Raw genomic sequence first — 17,915 nt, forward strand, 5'->3', positions numbered from 1 at the left:
ACAGCCATCTAGGCCATCAGTCCCCTGAAGAGTTTGAGATCCGATATAATTCGGTAAGCTAGGTGTCTAGAATTTCAGGGGAAGATCAATTCTCAATTCTCAATTCTCAATTCTCAATTCTCAATTCTCAATTCTCAATTCTCAGTCCAGCCACAAACGTATCTGGCTAAATTGCCTATTTTCAAACGCTTTTTATTGATACTTTACGTTAACGTAAAGTGTATTCTTAAATTTGAATAACCATTCTTATCGAACAGTATAAGTTAGAACATAAAAATTGGTCTTACCAATTTAATGGGTTATTTCTAGGATAGTTCATTCCGATTAGATTGATTTGATTATAACGCTAGGTTTTTAATTTCTATTGCCTAGCTAGTTAAGCATTACTAATGATGGGGCAAAATAAGTCATGAAATAAGCTCATGTTTGTCATCTTTTTAGCCTATTGTTAATGGAGTGTTTAATAATGTATAGTGTTGTGAATTGGTTTTACCAATTGACAACTAAGTTTAAGTGATCAATATTGATTACCAATTTTGAATAGTTATTAAAAATATTTAACTAAAAATTCTTGATTGAGGTGGGGAATGGACGTATCAGAATTGCTGTTAGAGGCGGCTGTTTTAATGTTAACAGGTATGGTGGTGGTATTTGTCTTTTTGACGATACTGATCTTTACCATCAAAGCAATGTCTAAAGTACTTGCGAATTTTCAAACGCCTGAGGTAACGCCAAATCCAGTTAAATTATCTGGGAATCAAGTACCAACAAGCCACGTAGCTGCGATTGCCGCGGCAGTTAAGCAATACCGCGAAAAGCAATAATAAGAAGGGGCCAAATCATGTCACAACTAAAATTAACAGAATTAGTACTGCGCGATGCACACCAGTCATTACTCGCGACCCGTTTACGCTTAGAAGATATGTTACCAATTGCTGAAAAGCTAGATAAAGTAGGTTATTGGTCAATGGAATCGTGGGGCGGAGCGACGTTTGACGCATGTATTCGTTATTTAGGTGAAGATCCTTGGCACCGCATTCGTGCGTTAAGAGCGGCAATGCCGAATACCAAACAGCAAATGTTGCTTCGTGGTCAAAATTTATTAGGTTACCGTCATTATGCTGATGATGTGGTAGAACGTTTTGTTGAACGAGCACATAAAAACGGTGTCGACGTTTTTCGTATTTTTGATGCAATGAATGATGTGCGTAATTTAGAAACCGCTATTAAATCAGCGGTAAAAGTAGGCGCACATGCACAAGGTACAATCTCATACACAGTTAGCCCTGTGCACAATCTTCAAATGTGGCTTGATCAAGCAAAACAATTGGAAGATTTAGGCGTTCACTCTATTTGTATTAAAGACATGGCGGGTTTGCTCAATCCGTACGATGCAGAAAAACTAATTACCGGATTAAAAGAGACTGTTGCAGTGCCTATTGCAATGCAATGTCACGCAACTACCGGACTAAGCACCGCAACGTATCAAAAAGCAATTGATGCTGGTATTGATATGCTTGATACAGCAATTTCAAGTATGAGTATGACCTATGGTCACAGCGCTACTGAAACGATTGTATCAATCGTTGAAAACACAGAGCGTGCAACAGGCCTTGATATGAACTTACTGGAAGAAATTGCTGCGTATTTTAGAGAAGTACGTAAGAAATACGCTAAGTTCGAAGGTAGTCTAAAAGGTGTTGATGGTCGTATTTTGTTAGCGCAAGTGCCAGGTGGCATGTTAACAAATATGGAAAACCAGCTTAAAGAACAAGGTGCTGACGATAAGTTAGACGATGTATTGTTGGAAATTCCTAAAGTTCGTGAAGATCTTGGCTTTTTACCACTTGTTACACCGACATCGCAAATTGTTGGTACCCAAGCAGTATTAAATGTCCTAACCGGTGAGCGTTACAAGTCAATCACCAAAGAGACCGCTGGCGTGCTTAAAGGCGAATACGGTTCTACGCCTGCGCCCGTAAATAAAGAATTGCAAGAGCGTGTACTTGATGGTGCAGAGCCAATCACGTGTCGCCCTGCAGACCAAATTGAACCAGAACTTAGCAAATTAGAGCAAGAGCTTGATGAAATTGCACAAAAAGATAAATTAGATTTAGCCGATGATGAGATTGATGATGTATTAACGTATGCATTATTCCCGCAAATTGGTTTGAAATATCTGAAAAACCGCAATAACCCTGAGGCATTTGAGCCAGCACCAAGTAATGAGCCATTACCTACTGAGCAGGTACCTGCACCAAAACCAAGTGGTAAAACAGAGCATTACAGCATTAGTGTTGATGGTAAAGTGTATGCAGTAAGTGTTGCACCAAGTGGTGAACTTACCAATATTCAGCCAGCACCAAGTGCATCAAGCCAACACACTGACGTATTACCGCAATCAACCTCTGTTGATGCCGCTGAAACGCTAAATTCTCCACTGTCTGGTAATATTTTTAAAGTGAATGCCAAGCCAGGTCAACAAGTGGCTAAAGGCGACGTTGTGATCATTATGGAAGCCATGAAAATGGAAACTGAAGTTCGCGCAGCTAAAGACGGCACTATCGCAGAAATATTTATATCTGAAGGGGATTCAGTAGCAACTGGCGAACCTTTATTGTCGTTAGCGTAAAGGTTGGAGAGTTGTAATGGAAAGCTTAATGACCTTATGGCAAGCTACGGGTATTGCCAACTTAGAACTTCCTCAGCTGATTATGATGCTGGTTGGCGCATTGTTGCTGTATCTTGCAATTGTACGTAACTTCGAGCCTTTGTTATTGGTGCCAATTGGCTTCGGGGCAATCTTAACTAATATTCCGCTAGCAGGTTTATCAGAAGCCGGTGGATTATTGTACTACGTGTATAAAATTGGTATTGATTCAGGGGTGTTCCCGCTGCTTATTTTTATGGGCGTAGGTGCGCTTACTGACTTTAGTGCATTGATTGCTAACCCAAAAATGTTGCTGTTAGGCGCAGCGGCGCAATTTGGTATTTTTGCCACGTTATTTGGCGCGATTTTCTTAAACTACATTCCTGGCTTTGAATTTACGCTACAAGATGCATCGGCAATCGCCATTATTGGTGGTGCAGATGGTCCAACGGCTATCTTCTTAGCGTCTAAACTTGCCCCTGATTTATTGGGTGCAATTGCTGTTGCTGCGTATTCTTATATGGCATTAGTGCCAATTATTCAGCCACCAATTATGAAGCTGTTTACCACAGAAGAAGAGCGTAATATTGAAATGCCACAATTACGCCATGTTAGCAAAGCGGAAAAAGTGATATTTCCATTATTAGTGCTAGTGCTTATTGCGATGTTCTTGCCAGCAGCTGCGCCACTTGTGGGTATGTTTTGTTTAGGTAACTTAATGCGTGAGTCGGGTGTGGTTGATCGTTTGAGCAAAACAGCGCAAAACGAGCTGATTAATATTACAACGATATTCCTCGGCTTAGCTGTTGGTTCAAAGCTTGCGGCTGATCAGTTTTTAACGGTTGAAACCTTAGGTATCTTAGCACTTGGCGCGGTCGCGTTTGGTATTGGTACGGGTTCAGGCGTTCTGATGGCAAAGGCAATGAATAAATTCAGTAAAACACCTATCAATCCATTAGTTGGTGCGGCGGGAGTATCAGCTGTACCAATGGCTGCGCGTGTAGTGAATAAAGTTGGTTTAGAAGCAAACCCACATAACTTTTTACTCATGCATGCTATGGGGCCAAATGTGGCAGGGGTATTAGGCAGTGCAGTTGCTGCCGGTATATTACTTGCCATGGTGGGATAAGTTTCATCGTAGAGCTCAACCAGCTCATTTTGCGGCCGTTAATTCGGCCGCTTTTTTATCTTCACTTTTCTCGGTACAATCACTCATAAAGCTAATACATTGGATTGTTTTAATGAATGTTTTTATTTTGTTGATTGCGCTTTTCGTGGCATTAATCGTGATTATTCCCTTAATTGAAAAATCAGGTGTACGCTTTTCAGAGCAGCAAACGGCTAAGATCGCACGTTGGATTTGGCCACTTGTGATGATTTCAATGGTGGTAAGTCTGATTTATCATTTAGTGCATTAAACGGATTACCTAAATCAGGTTTATTATAATCACACACACCATCGGGAAAAGTGCGCTTTAGTTCAGTCAGGTAGGGCGTCATATCGATGGGTGCATACACTCCGTCTGCTACCGCTTTTTCTACAGCAATACGCTGACATTTAAAAATACTGCCAGAAAATGGCCCGCCGGCTTGAATTCGTGAATTAGTATAAATGGGAAAATGTTTTGTACACGCACCTGCTGGCTGATTATTCCAGTCTCCGTGCCATACATTTTCACCTTGCGCGATTATCTCACCCGACTTATTAAAACAGCGGTCGCTTGAATCATCAGGTGCTTGCTGAGTACTCAGCCATTTATCAATAACAGAAAAAGCTTCATTGAGCGGTGTGTAGTGCTTATCAGCAATCCAAATACGGTGGTTTTTAAGATGCCCTTGTTGTTTTAAGATTCTAAGTCGCGCGGCAAATGACGTAGAGATATGATGCATATCAAGCTGATCTTCGAGGTAGTGATGAATATCAATAGTAGGTACATTGTTAAATCCCAAATACACTTGACCATAGCGATAAGCTTGTCTTACAGCAGTTAGGTTCGCCACCGTACGCTTGGCTGGTTTTTTGCCTGCAACATAGATATTGTGCCGACTCCACTGTGTAAGCCAAATAGGGGTTTTTACAAATGGAAAAAACAGTAGTTGTTCAGGGCGCTGCTCTGTTTGTGCTTTCCACCCACCAATATGATAGTTTAAATGCAAAAACTCAGTCGCTGATAAACTGCCTTGTTTAAGGCCATTTAAGCCATATTGAACCCCTTGGTTATCCCAAAGAGCGGGTGCACTTGTTGCAGCATTAGGTGTCTGTGTTATTAAGGCCAAATCTTGCCAATAACTCCAGTTAGTTTGGTGATTAACCGTTTGGCTAAATAAAGGCTTTAGAAAGCCTTGCGCGGGATTATTAACAAGGCTGCTTAGTCCAAAGTAGCCATGCACACACTCGCTATATATTTTAGGGCGATAAAACGCCTTACCTGTGAGAAATTGATTTATTGGCGTATAAAACCATGATTTATGCTCAATCTCGGCATTGTTTAGGCCTTCAATTGCACGTTTTTTGTCACTGTTATCCCAGTTAGCTAAATCACTTTTAAAGTGGTAATAGGTATTGAATAAGTCACAATCAAGAGCATAAATCGTTTGTGACACCATATCGGGGTAGGAATAGAGCGGTATGGCGGCATCTATTAAACCAGGGCTATTTTGTGCAATTAAATACTGTGCCAAACCGCCACCCGAGCCACCAATTCCAACGGTGTAAATGGGTTTGCCATAAAGTGCTTCAAATTGTTTTTTTACCCGCCATGCAGTGTCTTCGGCAAGCAGCATATTATAAGTATAACTGGTTTTGTTGGCGCTTGAGGTGATCACTGCATAGCCGTTATGTAGTTGCCCAAAGCGCCGTTTTAATAGTTTTTTAGGATTCACTTTGCCTTGACGAAAGCCAATACCAACACCGCCAGCGAATTGATAAATAAGCTTTTTGTTCCAAAGAGAACTCGTTCGCCAAGTGTTAAATTCCGTTTTTTTGATTGGCATTGCAATGGTATAAATATGTCGATTTATCGTGCCTTGCTCTAACCTGATGAGTTGCTGGTTGCTATCGAATTGATGTTTATCAAGGGATGAAGAATCGATAATTTCTTCACTTTCGCCGTTTAAGTTCACTACAAAGTAGCGCAATGTTGAGGGCACTAAACAGTCTTTGCTGTAGCCAATAACGGTGTTGCTTAAGCTACCGTCTGGATTTTCTCTGAAAACCGCAGTGCCGAGCGCTTGTTGATTATCGACTAAGGGCTGTCCAAGCCCTGAGCGAACAGTATCACATGAGAATGGATAACGATTGTTACCGGCGTAAAGAGGCTCTATCGGCCCAACATCACCGAGCGCAATAGGGTATTGAGTATTATCAGCTGGGCGTGGGGTTGTGCGAAGGTGGTTGGTGACATTGATGCGATTAGTTTGCTGTTCTGGAGCGGTATTCAGTACGCGAAACTGTGAATGGGGCACAGGCGTACACGTTAACAATAAAGAGCAAAAGGTGATCAGCATTAAGCGTTTAACAAGCACAAGTAACAACATAACTACCTCCTGCATTAAGTATAGGCAGAAGATTTTTGCTCTGTTAGAACGAATAAGGCACCGTTAAGTGCCTTATTATTCTATTTTGCTAATGCGAGTTGTAACTCTCTGTTTTTCTGTAAACTTACAAGCATCTCTTGCGCGTATGGCCTGAAATTAGCAAGTTCAGATTTAGGCAGTGATTGTGCCTTTGGTAACTTAACTGTTCGGGGGTTACGGTGTACACCGTTAACTAAAAATTCATAATGTAAGTGAGCGCCAGTAACCCGACCGGTTGCCCCAACAGTACCTATTAGCTCACCTTGTTTAACTTTTTCGCCACGTTTTACCTTGCGTTTATGCAGGTGTAAGTACTTAGTCACATATTGTTGACCATGGCGAATAAATACATAGTTACCATTGTATTTATTGTAACCCGCTTTAATCACAGTACCGTTACCCGCTGCAACAATTGGTGTGCCAGTTTTCGCTGCGTAATCGATACCGCGGTGCGCTTTAACACGGCCTGTAACAGGATGCTTGCGACGTGGGTTGAAGTTCGAGCTAATATATCTAAAGTTAACAGGAGCGCGTAAAAATGCTTTCCGTAAGCTACGCCCTTCAGGAGTATAGAAATTATCATCGCTATGACGCACCGCGGCATAGCTTTCGCCTTGGTTAACGAATTCAGCGGCAAGAATTTTACCGGTACCAATAAACTCACCATCAACGTAGTGGTTTTCATAAATTAGAGTGAATGCATCGCCTTTACGAAGATCGTTGGCAAAGTCGATATCCCAACCAAAAATATTGGCAAAGCTAATAATTTGCTTTTCATTTAGTCCAGCGCTAAGACCTGCGTTCCAAAAACTCGAATCAATCGTGCCCGACGCGTAATCAGTGCGTTTTTCAATTGCTTTTTTGTCTAGGCTAGAGCTAATGGTTTGATCGTCATTAAGTTTAACGACCAAAGTTTCTGTGCGGCTAATTTGATAGTTTAACTGAATTAGTTCGTTGTTTTCGTTAGCTGCGAAAAATAATGAGTCACCAGGGTGAATTTTAGTTAACTGTTTATTGAGTTTGTTGGCATTAACTATTTTATGAAGTGTGGAAGCTGAAAAACCTGCGCGTTTAAATATTTTAGCTAGGTTATCGCCTTTTTTAACTTTGAACTCTTTAAAATTAAGTGTTACTTCTGGCAACACCTCTTCTGCTTTGGCGGTAACAGCTTCTTGTTCTAACTTTTCTACTTCAATTGCTAATTCATAACGCTTGCCAATTTCTAGCGCATCATGATTTGTATGCCTTGATGCGCTCGCCTTCTCAGAGGGTAGCAGCACCAATGCGGAAATAAATGTAACTACCCCAGCGAGCAACAATTTATGTTTTTTCGGTAGTTTTTGTACTTGCAAAACCATAATGTGCCTTTTGCTACATTAATTAAATAAAAGTGAATAAAATCAGAATAACCTTATATCACCTGTAGCGCCAGTGTTTTGTGCATTTAAAGTGACCAGAATATAGGGTAGAATCAAGAAATCGTTATCTTAAAAATGAATTTTTTGCAAAAGTGCGACAACGTGCTTTTTCGAATGGAGAAATACATGGCTGATATCCAAGCAGCGTTAGCAGAAATAAAGCGTGGCGCTGAAGAGATCCTGATTGAAGATGAGTTAGTTGAAAAATTAAAGTCGGGTAAAAAATTAAAAATTAAAGCAGGCTTCGATCCAACGGCACCGGATCTTCACTTAGGTCATACTGTGTTAATCAATAAAATGAAAACTTTCCAAGACTTAGGTCACGAAGTTATCTTTTTGATTGGTGATTTCACAGGTATGATTGGTGACCCTACAGGTAAAAATGTAACGCGTAAGCCACTTACTCGTGACGATGTACTTGCTAATGCTGAAACATACAAAGAGCAAGTATTTAAAATTTTAGACCCTGCGAAAACTACGGTTGCATTTAACTCACAGTGGATGGAGAACCTAGGTGCAGCAGGTATGATCAAACTAGCTGCGCGTCAAACGGTTGCGCGTATGTTAGAGCGTGACGATTTCAAAAAGCGTTATGCAGGCGGTCAGTCAATTGCTATTCACGAGTTCCTATACCCATTGGTACAAGGTTGGGATTCAGTTGCATTAGAAGCAGATGTTGAACTCGGTGGAACAGATCAGCGTTTTAATTTACTAATGGGTCGTGAGCTGCAAAAAGACGAAGGTCAAAAACCACAAACCGTATTAATGATGCCTTTACTGGAAGGTACTGACGGCGTTCAAAAGATGTCTAAGTCATTAGGTAACTATATTGGTATTACTGATGAGCCAAATGATATGTTTGGTAAAGTAATGTCGATTTCAGATGATCTAATGTGGCGTTACTACGAGCTACTTAGCGCATTAAGTATTGAAGAAATTGATGCACTGAAAGAAAAGGTAGCAAATGGCACAAATCCACGTGATATCAAAATTGAATTCGCGAAAGAAATGATTGCACGCTTCCATTCAGAAGAAGCTGCTGAAGGCGCGCATCAAGATTTCATTAAGCGTTTCCAAAAGAATGCGCTGCCGGATGATATTCCAGAAGTAACGATCACTGCAGATGGCGAACTAACCATTGCAAGCTTACTAAAAGAAGTAGGCCTTGTGGCAAGTACATCTGAAGCAATTCGCATGATTAAGCAAGGTGCGGTAAAGATTAACGCGAAAGAAAAAGTTTCAGACAGCAAAATGTTGATTGAAGCTGGCACAACGGAAGTTTACCAAGTTGGTAAGCGTAAGTTCGCTAAAGTAACTGTTAATTAATGAGAGCCCACGAAAGTGGGCTTTTTTATATGTCTAAAATACTAACGACCGAATATTTAAGCCCTGTAGGCAAATTAATAATTGGCTCGATTGATGAGCAATTATGTTTGTGTGACTGGCAAGAGCGAAAAGCCCGCAGCACTGTTGATAGTCGCTTAGCGAAAGGGTTAAGCGCAGAGTTTGTTAACGAAAACAGTGATTTTAATCAGCAGGCTATAAATCAACTAGAGGCTTACTTTGCAGGCGAATTAACACAATTTTCAATCTCTTTAAAGCTGGTGGGTACTCACTTTCAAAAGTTAGTTTGGCAGGGGTTACAAGCAATTGGCTATGGTCAAACGCAAAGCTACGGTGAATTGGCAACAAAGCTTAATATGCCAAGTGCCGTGCGAGCAGTTGCGAATGCCAATGGTGCTAACGCAATTTCGATAATTGTGCCATGCCACCGTATTATTGGTAGCAATGGCAAGCTAACCGGTTACGCCGGTGGTTTAGCCGCGAAAAAGCGATTACTCGAAATTGAGGGGGTTAGTTAGTTTTGAAAGGCGCTGACCTTTTCACATAACTCATTTGCGGCAATAAGCACTCGATTGGTGTAGCGGTGCAAGTGATCTGGGTTGAGTTTTATTATTTGACCTTTTTTAACCGCTGGAATTGAATTCATATCACGCCAAATTTTTGCTTGTGTGTTGTCTTCATCCATCTCTGAAATCACGATAAATTCTGGCTGTTTTAACATGACCTGCTCTTTATTAACTGTTGGGTAATTAACCGAGCTGTCGGCAAATATATTGCTTAGGCCGCAGATGTCAAAAATTTGATTAACCAAAGTATGTTTATTGGCTGTCATAATCGGTGTATGCCAGAGTTGAAAAAATGCAGTGGCAGGCTTTTCTTTTTGATAGCGCGTTTTTAACTCGCTAATCTCATGTTTAAATTGTGATGTGTAGTCAATAGCTTTATTTTTGGCGTTTAATGTTTCGCCCAGCGCAAGCACTTCGTTTTCTATATCTTCTAAAGTATGTGGGTTGGAAATAAACACATTTAAACCCAGCCTTTTCATTTTTTCAATTTGGCCAAGTTTAGCGTTAGAGCGCCAAACCAGTACAAGATCTGGGTTTAACTCAACTAACTTGGCTAAGTTAATACCATTAGCATCGGCAATTTCTGGGTGCTTTTTGGCATCTTCAGGAAAATCACTGTAACTGCTTACGGCGACAATATTTTCACCTAGTCCTAGCGAGTATGTCCATTCAGTTAAATGGGGGGCAAGTGATGCGATGCGTTTAGGCGTCGCTGAAAGCGGCACGCTTAACAATAAAGTAAAAACAAATATAAGCTTAGAGATGGTTAGTCGCGGCATAAATAATTTCCAAGAAAAGAATAAGGCAAAGCCAAAATGCACTGGCGAACATAAGTGCGTTTTTCGCTTGTTTAATTGCTTTTTGCTGTGGCAGTGTTTTAGGTCCTACGCGTGTTTTGCTATAGCGCTTACCAGAGTAAAAAGCAGGGCCTCCAAGTTGTACGCCAAGATATCCACTAAGACAAGCAAGCAAAAAACACGAGTTCTTCTGGTAACTATTAGCTACAAATAGCGCTAAGTAACGAAAACCTTGAGTTTTAGGTTTAAGCAGCAAAGGTAAGCAAAAAAGCCTAATCGGTAAAAATTCTAAGTAATAAATAACGGCGTTGGTTGCGTTACTAAACTGGCTATCTGGTGGCACAGTTTTAGAAAACACATTGGCACAATGTAAAAATAGGCAATAAATAAGTGCTGCGTTAAAACCCAAGCTGTAATAAAGAATAAGCGGCAAAAAGAAGTGACGAAAATAGCTTAAACTTTGGTGTTCAATGATTGCCTTTATTAATCCAGACTCTGATAAGTTGTTACTATCACGACGTAAAAACTGGCTTAAAATATCACGTACCACAGGCTTTTGTTGTTGTGTTAATAGCCACGCTGCGCGTTTTAACTTAGCGTTAGTGTAAGGATTGTTGATCAATAAAAATAAGATTAACAACTCAAACGCAACGGGATATTGCGCAAAGCTTGTGATGCCAATCGCCAAGATTGCAACGCAACCCACAATTAAACAGCTTAATAATAATGAAGAAAAGCATGCGTAGACATTCGATGCGTTTGCATCATAAATACGCCCAGCCATTTTGCTTATCAGTAGGCGAAAAAACGGAGTGGGGTGATATTGCGAGGGGATAACTAATAGAGAGCTAACCAGCGCAAGCAATAGTGTTTGCCATGCGCTGGTTGAAAAAAATGGCAGCTCAAATGCCACTTACAGAGAGACCTGCTTTAGATTTTTTAACAGTGCAATCACCATCTCTGATGAGTTTTCTGATGCTTTGACTAAATAAGACTCGAATGATTCTGGTGATTCTTTACCAGCAATATCTGACAAAGAGCGGATCACTACAAATGGTGTATTTAGCTGGTGGCATACTTGTGCAATTGCTGCACCTTCCATTTCAACCGCTAACATATTTGGAAATTGTTCGCGTGTTTTGTCAATGCGCACAGGATCACACATAAATGAATCACCGGTACAAATTTGGCCAACCATTGTTTTAATGCCTTTCGACATTTCAGCAATCGCTTTTTCAGCATTTTCTACAAGTGTTTTATGCGCAATAAACGCTGGTGGCATTTGTGGTACTTGACCCATTTCATAACCAAAAGCAGTAACATCAACATCGTGATGACGAACTTCACTTGAAATAACTACATCGCCAACGTTTAAGCTCTGCTCAAAACCACCCGCAGAGCCAGTGTTGATGATGCAATCTGGTGCGAATAACTCAATCATTAGCGTAGTAGCGAGTGCCGAAGCCACTTTACCAATACCAGATTGAACTAAAATAACGTCTTGATCAGCAAGTTGACCTTGGTAAAACGTGAAGCTACCGCGCTCAGTAATTTTAGTGTTTTCAATCGCAGCTTTTAAAATAGCTACTTCTGGCTCCATAGCGCCAATAATACCGATTTTCATAATGGTTACGCCTATTTAAAGGGAAAAAATAAAATATGGCGGAATTATAGCTAGGTTAGTTGTGAATGCACAAACAAAACCCGCAATATGCGGGTTTTATTAGATAATTAAACTTGTGCCAGAGCAGTTGACTGGGACTTAACCTGTGACGGTGATAATACTGCCGTAGGTTTACTGGTCGCTTTTCGAATAGGTGGCTTAGAATTGGTTACTTGTTTACCCAATTTAAATAAAATGGCCTGTCTTACTTCCTGTGGCTTGTAACCTGTTTTTACTTTTATGCGAATTAGCGGTACTCCGGCAGATTCTAACGCGCCATTTACAAACCAGTCTTTTTTCGCTTTGTGACCATTTTTACTGGCATTATTAACTAAGTCGATGGCTGCAACAATCTTCAAGCTTTCTTTATCCAATAATACGTAATCAAGTTGCTTGTTTTGCGCTTTAGCAAGTGCACTGCGACGTGACTTGTCATCGGTGCCAGGTTGAAAATCTAAAATATCAACTAACCTAACGCGACTTACAATTTTGTAGTCAGAGCCAATCGCTTTTTCCAGCAAATTTAAAAACGCCGTTTCTACCTGAGTAAATAACGATTTTTTTTGTGTAAACGGGTAAGGATTTCCCGAATGGGTAAATTTTGACGCAACAAACGCCGCCAAAACCACTAACACTAGAATTAATAACGAAACAAGTTCCATAGATACTCCAAATCAAAACTTTGACGCAAACTTTTTCAAAATGAATTAAGCAATAAAAGTGCCAAAACTTTATTACTACATTGATTGGGTTTTATGGGAATTTTGTTGGCTTAACAGCGCTACTACTTGTTACTCGCGCAGATACTGGGTAAAATTCAAGATTCCGTTGTGCTCATTCGAATTTGGGGTTTGCCGACTCGCTCTGTTCGGTATCTAGATTGACGCAATAAAATAACAATAAATGGTGTTACTTATGCGCTTCGCTCGACTTTGCTTGTTTAAAATGACAAATAGAAACACGTTTAGCAAAAACGTACAAACTTTTGTTAGTTCAATAATCGCAACTTCTTTTGTTGCGTTCACACCCGTGTCGGCTGTTTCGGCTAACACATTGCTTATGCTCTCAGACGACCTTAAGGTTTGTTCTAGTGAAAATCAACGTTTCTGTACTAAAGAGGGTAAAGAATCGTTTTCCGATGATGTAAAACAAAAAGCAATTTTTGATATTACTGATGAAGCACTGTTACGGGTTTCTGAATATGCTTGGACTGAGCAAGAAGAGTTAAAGAAACAGGTTGCTGATATTCTAAAAGCGGTAAAACCTAAGTTTGAGAACAAAACACTAACTGAGCGCCAGTTTGTAAGAGCGCTGCGTGGTGTATCAATTGAAGTCGGCACAGAGACGGTTTCAGGTCGTGATATTTGGCAAAGTTTGTACGAATTTGAAAAGCGCAACTTATTCGATTTGTTAGAGCAAAAGCAGGCTGAAAGTCGCTCTAAACGCAAAAAAACCGAAGTTAACTGGGCGCAAAGCACAAACTTAGAGGCAACACTTGCTTACCAAAAGTTATTTGATTTAAGTGTTGAAATTTCAGGTCCTAAGCGCAAACCGCGTATTGCTGTAGTAACAGGCACAGATCGCGACCCTTATGCACGCGTTGACTATTATCTAGGGTTGTTTGAACAAATTGGTTTTGAAGCGACCTGGTTGCCAATTGATGCAGCAATGCAAACGGCGATTACGGCAAAAGAATATGAAAAGTCGTCTTGCGATAGCCTAGAAGAGTTCCAAATAAAGCGTTTAGCGAGCTTTCGCCGTGAAGTACTTTACCCAGATTTATATCGTCAGCAAGTAAGCGAATGCAAAAAGTCGTCGCCATTAATTGACACAATCAAGCGAATGGATGCGATTTATATTGCTGATGGTAGCCCGCTATTAAGTTACCACGCGTTTTACACGCCAACCGGTGCACCAAGTGAATCGCTTACAAAAATCATTGATATGTTTAATAAAAATGAAGTGTTAGTTGCGGTTGAAGGTGGCAGTGTAAATGCGATCACCAATGCTAGAAAACCACTTAGCATTTTGGCGGGCGCTGTTAATGAAATTAATACGATTGTGCCTATGTCTTTCGCATCTGGTCATGACGCATGTAGCTTAGGTGCTGATTGTATTGCACTTGAAAGCGAACGTGACTTTACAGTTGTTGAATCACCAATTCTACCATTACTACCGTTTGGTATTGTTGACACTCAAGTATCGAAACGTGGTAAACAATTACGCGGTCTACATGCGGCGCTATTCAGTGATAATCAGCGTATATTTGGTTTAGATGATAAAACAGCTGTCGTTGTTACCAATCAAGACAATAACCTTGAGCTAGAAGTGATTGGCTCTGGCGGTATGTGGTTGTTTGAAGTAAACAGAGAAAATAATGAAGATGGCGTACGTGAGTTTACAAGTCACTACTTCACACATGGTGATCACATTGCAATGCGCAGCGGTGGCGTTTCGGTGGAGTTCCCAAGTTGGAAGTATGCAACTCAGTTAAATGGGTCTCAGCCACAAGTAACTTCAGCACAGGCGCTATCACGCAACAACTTCTTTAAGTTGAACGAAATGATGTGTCAAACAGGTGCTAAGCAGGCACTTGGCAACGACCGAATTAATGAGCAAAACGTTAGTTTATCAATTGCACAAAGCAGTTCAGCATTGGCACGCTTAGGCGTAGCTAAAGTACGTGGCGGCGAGTTTAGAGTATGTTCGCTTTCGCAAGTTGCAAATAAGCTGACGGTTTCACCAAACCTATAACTTTACGTGGTGAGCTATAACTTGAACTATAGTTACATATTATGAATAGCTCACTTTCAAGCTTTTGGGTAATCGCCCTTAACCGATTAATTGACCGCCTTGGCACAGGTAAAGCTGGGGCGGTCATTTTTGTTTTAATTCAACTGATTGCGTTAGCGGTAGCCTGCACTTATTACTATATCTCGTTAGGCGAAGTACCTTGGTTAGAAGTTGTGGGCATGTTGGTATTTGCGGCAATTCTAGCGCCATTATTTATCATTTCTATTTTCGATATTAACCATCAATTGAGCGCCTCCAATCACTATATTGAAAGTGCTACCAAACAAGAAAAATTACTTAACCAAAGCCTAAAAGAAAACATTCGTCGTTTAAATAATGAAATTGACGACAGAAAATTGGCATTCCAAGCAAAGCGCCGAGCGATTGAAGAGTTGCGCCGGGAAATTGCTGAACGTAAACGTACACAACAAGAGCTTGATGAGCAAGAAGTGCTGTTACGCTCAATTGTGGATTCATCTCCCGACTTATTTTATTACCGCGATAACTCAGGCCGCTTTGCTGGTTGCAACAGAATGTTCGAAGAGGTGATGGGCTTGTCGTCAGAGCAACTTATTGGACGTCGTGCGGATGATATTTTTGGTAAAGGGTTAACACCATCGGTACTTAATACCGATAATGAAGTTCAGCAAAACCATGTTTCTGTCACGCTAGATGTCAGTTGCCAAGTTAATAAAGAATTACGCTGGTTTGAAATGCGTAAGGTGCCGTTCTTTAATCCAACTAACGAATACATAGGCTTGCTGGGTTTTGGCCGAGATATCACATCACGTAAGCGCGCAGAGCAAGATCTCGAAACTGCATATAAAGACAAGGGTAAATTTATTGCAACCCTGAGCCATGAGTTACGTACACCGCTGAACGGTATTGTTGGTTTAACTCGCATGCTACTTGATACAGAGTTGAACGATGACCAGCGTAGCTGGTGTAATACAGTATTTTCAAGTGCAGAAACCCTTGGCAATATATTCAACGACATAATCGACCTTGATAAGGTGGACCGAGAGCAATTAGACATAGCATGTGAGAGCGTCAATCTAGCTGATTTTCTCAATGACATCTTCAATTTTGGCGGCTTAATCGCCCAACAGAAAGATCTTGAATTTAAAGTACACCAAGACGGCGTATTTGATGTACATGTTGAAATTGACCCGACCCGTTTACGTCAGGTGTTGTGGAATCTTATTAATAATGCGGTGAAGTTTACGCAGCAAGGCACCGTCACTCTTGATTGTAAACGCGTCTATCGAGGTCAAACGTCTTATCTCGAAATTAGTGTGACCGATACAGGTATTGGTATCGCCAAGGACGAGTTAAGCCGAATCTTCGATTTATACTATAAAGTACCTGATTTATCAGGGGGCAATGCACTTGGCTCTGGAATTGGCTTAGCGGTGTCACGTGCACTTATTTTGGCCATGGAAGGCGATATTCACGTCGATAGTAATGTGGGAGAGGGTAGTACCTTTAATATTGAAATTCCATTGGTATTAACCGAGCAGCCAGTACAACAAGTCTATGATGGGCGCCCACTCAATATATTATTAGTAGAAGATGTGCCGCTGAACGCAGATATCGCAATTAACTTGCTAGAGCAGCGTGGTCACGATGTGATTTGGGCGGAAACAGGTGAAGATGCACTTTCGTTCATCGAAACTGAAGATGATTTAGATTTAGTGCTGCTCGATATGCAGTTGCCTGACATTAATGGTGACCAAGTGGCGCGAATTGTACGTTCACGTGAAGAGTTTGACCATTTACCATTAGTTGCATTAACTGCAAACGTGCGCCGCGCTGAGGAAGATTTAGCAGGTGTTACCATGCAAGGATCATTGGCTAAGCCGATTAATACGCGAAAGCTTGATGGAGTACTTGCAGAGTTATTCCCTCATTCAACCAAAGAGGTTGAAGTCGAAGATAAGAGTCACGATAAAAAGTCTACGCTAATTGCAACACAGGGTAGTGAATTACTGGATATTGAAACATTAGAAGATTTTGTTGAGTCTATGGGCGCTCAGTCTTTCTTACGTGGTGTGCAGTTGTTCGAAAAATTATGGCCAAATTACTTAAAAGAGCTGGAACAAGCCCTTGAGCATAAGCAGTACAGTGAATACAAGTCAGTTGCCCATAAACTAAAAGGTGCGGCAGGCTCAGTGGCTTTAAAAGTAGTGCAACAGCTCGCAAAGCGAATGGAAGATAATGCTGAAACTGCTGAGGATAGTCAATTAGCACAGTGGTTGATTGAGTTAGTTTCAGATATAGAAAAAGGGCTTAAAGCCCTTCATCAAGTATTGGATGTAGCTGATTAATTAACTAATTAATCAATCTTACCAATAAAGCGGTAACCTTCACCGTGAATTGTGCTGATAAGCTCAGGTGTGTTTGCTTCGCTTTCGAAATGCTTACGAATACGACGAATCGTTACATCTACTGTTCTGTCATTAGCGCGTAATTCACGGCCTGTCATGTGCTTGATTAGCTGCTCGCGGCTAAAGATACGACCCGGAGCGTCAAGCATTAAACGTAATGCGCGATATTCACCTTTAGGTAAGCGCTTAACATCACCTGTTGGCGAAGTTAAACAACGGCTATTTTCATCAAGTTCCCAGCCATTAAAGGTAAGAAGACCAGAACTATTGCTTTCGATTTCGTCGCCATTTGAGTTAGTGCGCGTTAAAAGATTACGTGCACGAATTGTCAACTCGCGTGGGTTGAATGGTTTAGTAATGTAATCGTCTGCACCAATTTCTAGACCAAGGATACGATCTACGTCGTTGTCACGACCAGTTAAAAAGATAAGACCAATATTACGTTGCTGACGAATTTCGCGTGCTAAGATTAAGCCGTTTTTACCTGGCAGATTGATGTCCATGATCACCAAGTTAATATCATCATTTTGTGAAATACGCTCGTGCATTTCTTCACCGTCAATGGCTTCTAGCACTTTGTAGCCTTCAGCTTCAAATAAGCTGACAAGATTTAACCTAGTTACGTCTTCATCTTCGACGATTAAAATCACAGGCGTTTGCATTCTTATTTAACCCTTATAGGTAAATTAAAATTATTTTCAGTAACTACTTACATTTTAGG

The 17,915-nt window shown here is 40.8% G+C and carries 14 protein-coding genes; 7 read left to right on the forward strand and 7 right to left on the reverse strand.

Features of this window, described 5'->3' with window-relative positions; genetic code table 11:
* Positions 1 to 587: 587 nt before the first annotated feature.
* The 3 genes from AN214_RS20015 to AN214_RS20025 are packed head-to-tail and all read left to right on the forward strand — an operon-like array spanning position 588 to position 3,779.
* Positions 588 to 824 carry an OadG family protein gene (locus tag AN214_RS20015; protein ID WP_054981334.1) on the forward strand — a complete coding sequence of 79 codons (237 nt, stop codon included), beginning with the start codon at positions 588 to 590 and terminating at the stop codon, positions 822 to 824.
* Positions 825 to 841: 17 nt separating this feature from the next.
* Entirely contained in the window at positions 842 to 2,632 is a 1,791-nt protein-coding gene (gene oadA, locus AN214_RS20020) for a sodium-extruding oxaloacetate decarboxylase subunit alpha (protein WP_054981335.1), read from the forward strand.
* Between the two features lie 16 nt (positions 2,633 to 2,648).
* On the forward strand, positions 2,649 to 3,779 hold the full coding sequence (locus AN214_RS20025) for a sodium ion-translocating decarboxylase subunit beta (RefSeq protein WP_054981336.1): 1,131 nt from the start codon (positions 2,649 to 2,651) through the stop codon (positions 3,777 to 3,779).
* Positions 3,780 to 3,991: 212 nt separating this feature from the next.
* Here the strand turns inward: AN214_RS20025 and AN214_RS20030 are convergent, their stop codons facing one another.
* Positions 3,992 to 6,187, reverse strand: coding sequence for a DUF6351 family protein (locus AN214_RS20030; RefSeq protein ID WP_054981337.1), 2,196 nt, complete (start codon positions 6,185 to 6,187; stop codon positions 3,992 to 3,994).
* A gap of 80 nt (positions 6,188 to 6,267) precedes the next feature.
* A complete protein-coding gene (locus tag AN214_RS20035; protein ID WP_054981338.1) occupies positions 6,268 to 7,584 on the reverse strand; it encodes a peptidoglycan DD-metalloendopeptidase family protein in 1,317 nt (438 codons plus the stop codon).
* A 186-nt stretch (positions 7,585 to 7,770) separates the two neighbouring features.
* On the opposite strand from AN214_RS20035, the gene tyrS reads away from it, so the two are divergent.
* Both tyrS and AN214_RS20045 read left to right on the forward strand, forming a co-directional pair.
* Positions 7,771 to 8,970, forward strand: a complete 1,200-nt coding sequence (tyrS, locus tag AN214_RS20040) for a tyrosine--tRNA ligase (RefSeq protein WP_010559608.1) — start codon at positions 7,771 to 7,773, stop codon at positions 8,968 to 8,970.
* 29 nt (positions 8,971 to 8,999) lie between these two features.
* Positions 9,000 to 9,506: a methylated-DNA--[protein]-cysteine S-methyltransferase gene (locus AN214_RS20045; protein WP_054981353.1), complete on the forward strand. Its 507-nt coding sequence runs from the start codon at positions 9,000 to 9,002 to the stop codon at positions 9,504 to 9,506.
* Here AN214_RS20045 and AN214_RS20050 read toward each other — a convergent pair.
* The 4 genes from AN214_RS20050 to AN214_RS20065 all read right to left on the reverse strand — a co-directional run bounded on the left by AN214_RS20050 (position 9,503) and on the right by AN214_RS20065 (position 12,676).
* Entirely contained in the window at positions 9,503 to 10,333 is an 831-nt protein-coding gene (locus AN214_RS20050; protein WP_054981339.1) for a cobalamin-binding protein, read from the reverse strand. The two genes, AN214_RS20045 and AN214_RS20050, sit on opposite strands and share 4 nt — an antisense overlap.
* A complete protein-coding gene (locus AN214_RS20055; protein ID WP_054981340.1) occupies positions 10,311 to 11,264 on the reverse strand; it encodes a cobalamin biosynthesis protein in 954 nt (317 codons plus the stop codon). The genes AN214_RS20050 and AN214_RS20055 overlap by 23 nt, the downstream gene beginning before the upstream one ends.
* Positions 11,265 to 11,975, reverse strand: coding sequence for a 5'-methylthioadenosine/S-adenosylhomocysteine nucleosidase (mtnN, locus tag AN214_RS20060; protein WP_054981341.1), 711 nt, complete (start codon positions 11,973 to 11,975; stop codon positions 11,265 to 11,267). It abuts the gene before it with no gap.
* 107 nt (positions 11,976 to 12,082) lie between these two features.
* Positions 12,083 to 12,676 (reverse strand): DUF2726 domain-containing protein, encoded by a 594-nt coding sequence (locus AN214_RS20065; protein ID WP_054981342.1) that lies wholly within the window; start codon positions 12,674 to 12,676, stop codon positions 12,083 to 12,085.
* 283 nt (positions 12,677 to 12,959) lie between these two features.
* Between AN214_RS20065 and AN214_RS20070 the strand changes: the two genes are divergently transcribed.
* Positions 12,960 to 14,768 (forward strand): hypothetical protein, encoded by a 1,809-nt coding sequence (locus tag AN214_RS20070; protein WP_152960820.1) that lies wholly within the window; start codon positions 12,960 to 12,962, stop codon positions 14,766 to 14,768.
* A 41-nt stretch (positions 14,769 to 14,809) separates the two neighbouring features.
* Positions 14,810 to 17,134 carry an ATP-binding protein gene (locus AN214_RS20075; protein ID WP_054981344.1) on the forward strand — a complete coding sequence of 775 codons (2,325 nt, stop codon included), beginning with the start codon at positions 14,810 to 14,812 and terminating at the stop codon, positions 17,132 to 17,134.
* Positions 17,135 to 17,142: 8 nt separating this feature from the next.
* Here AN214_RS20075 and arcA read toward each other — a convergent pair whose 3' ends face one another.
* Positions 17,143 to 17,856, reverse strand: a complete 714-nt coding sequence (gene arcA, locus AN214_RS20080) for a two-component system response regulator ArcA (protein ID WP_010559616.1) — start codon at positions 17,854 to 17,856, stop codon at positions 17,143 to 17,145.
* Positions 17,857 to 17,915: the final 59 nt, after the last annotated feature.

It is taken from the genome of Pseudoalteromonas sp. P1-9 (assembly GCF_001399975.1).
GTDB lineage: Bacteria > Pseudomonadota > Gammaproteobacteria > Enterobacterales > Alteromonadaceae > Pseudoalteromonas.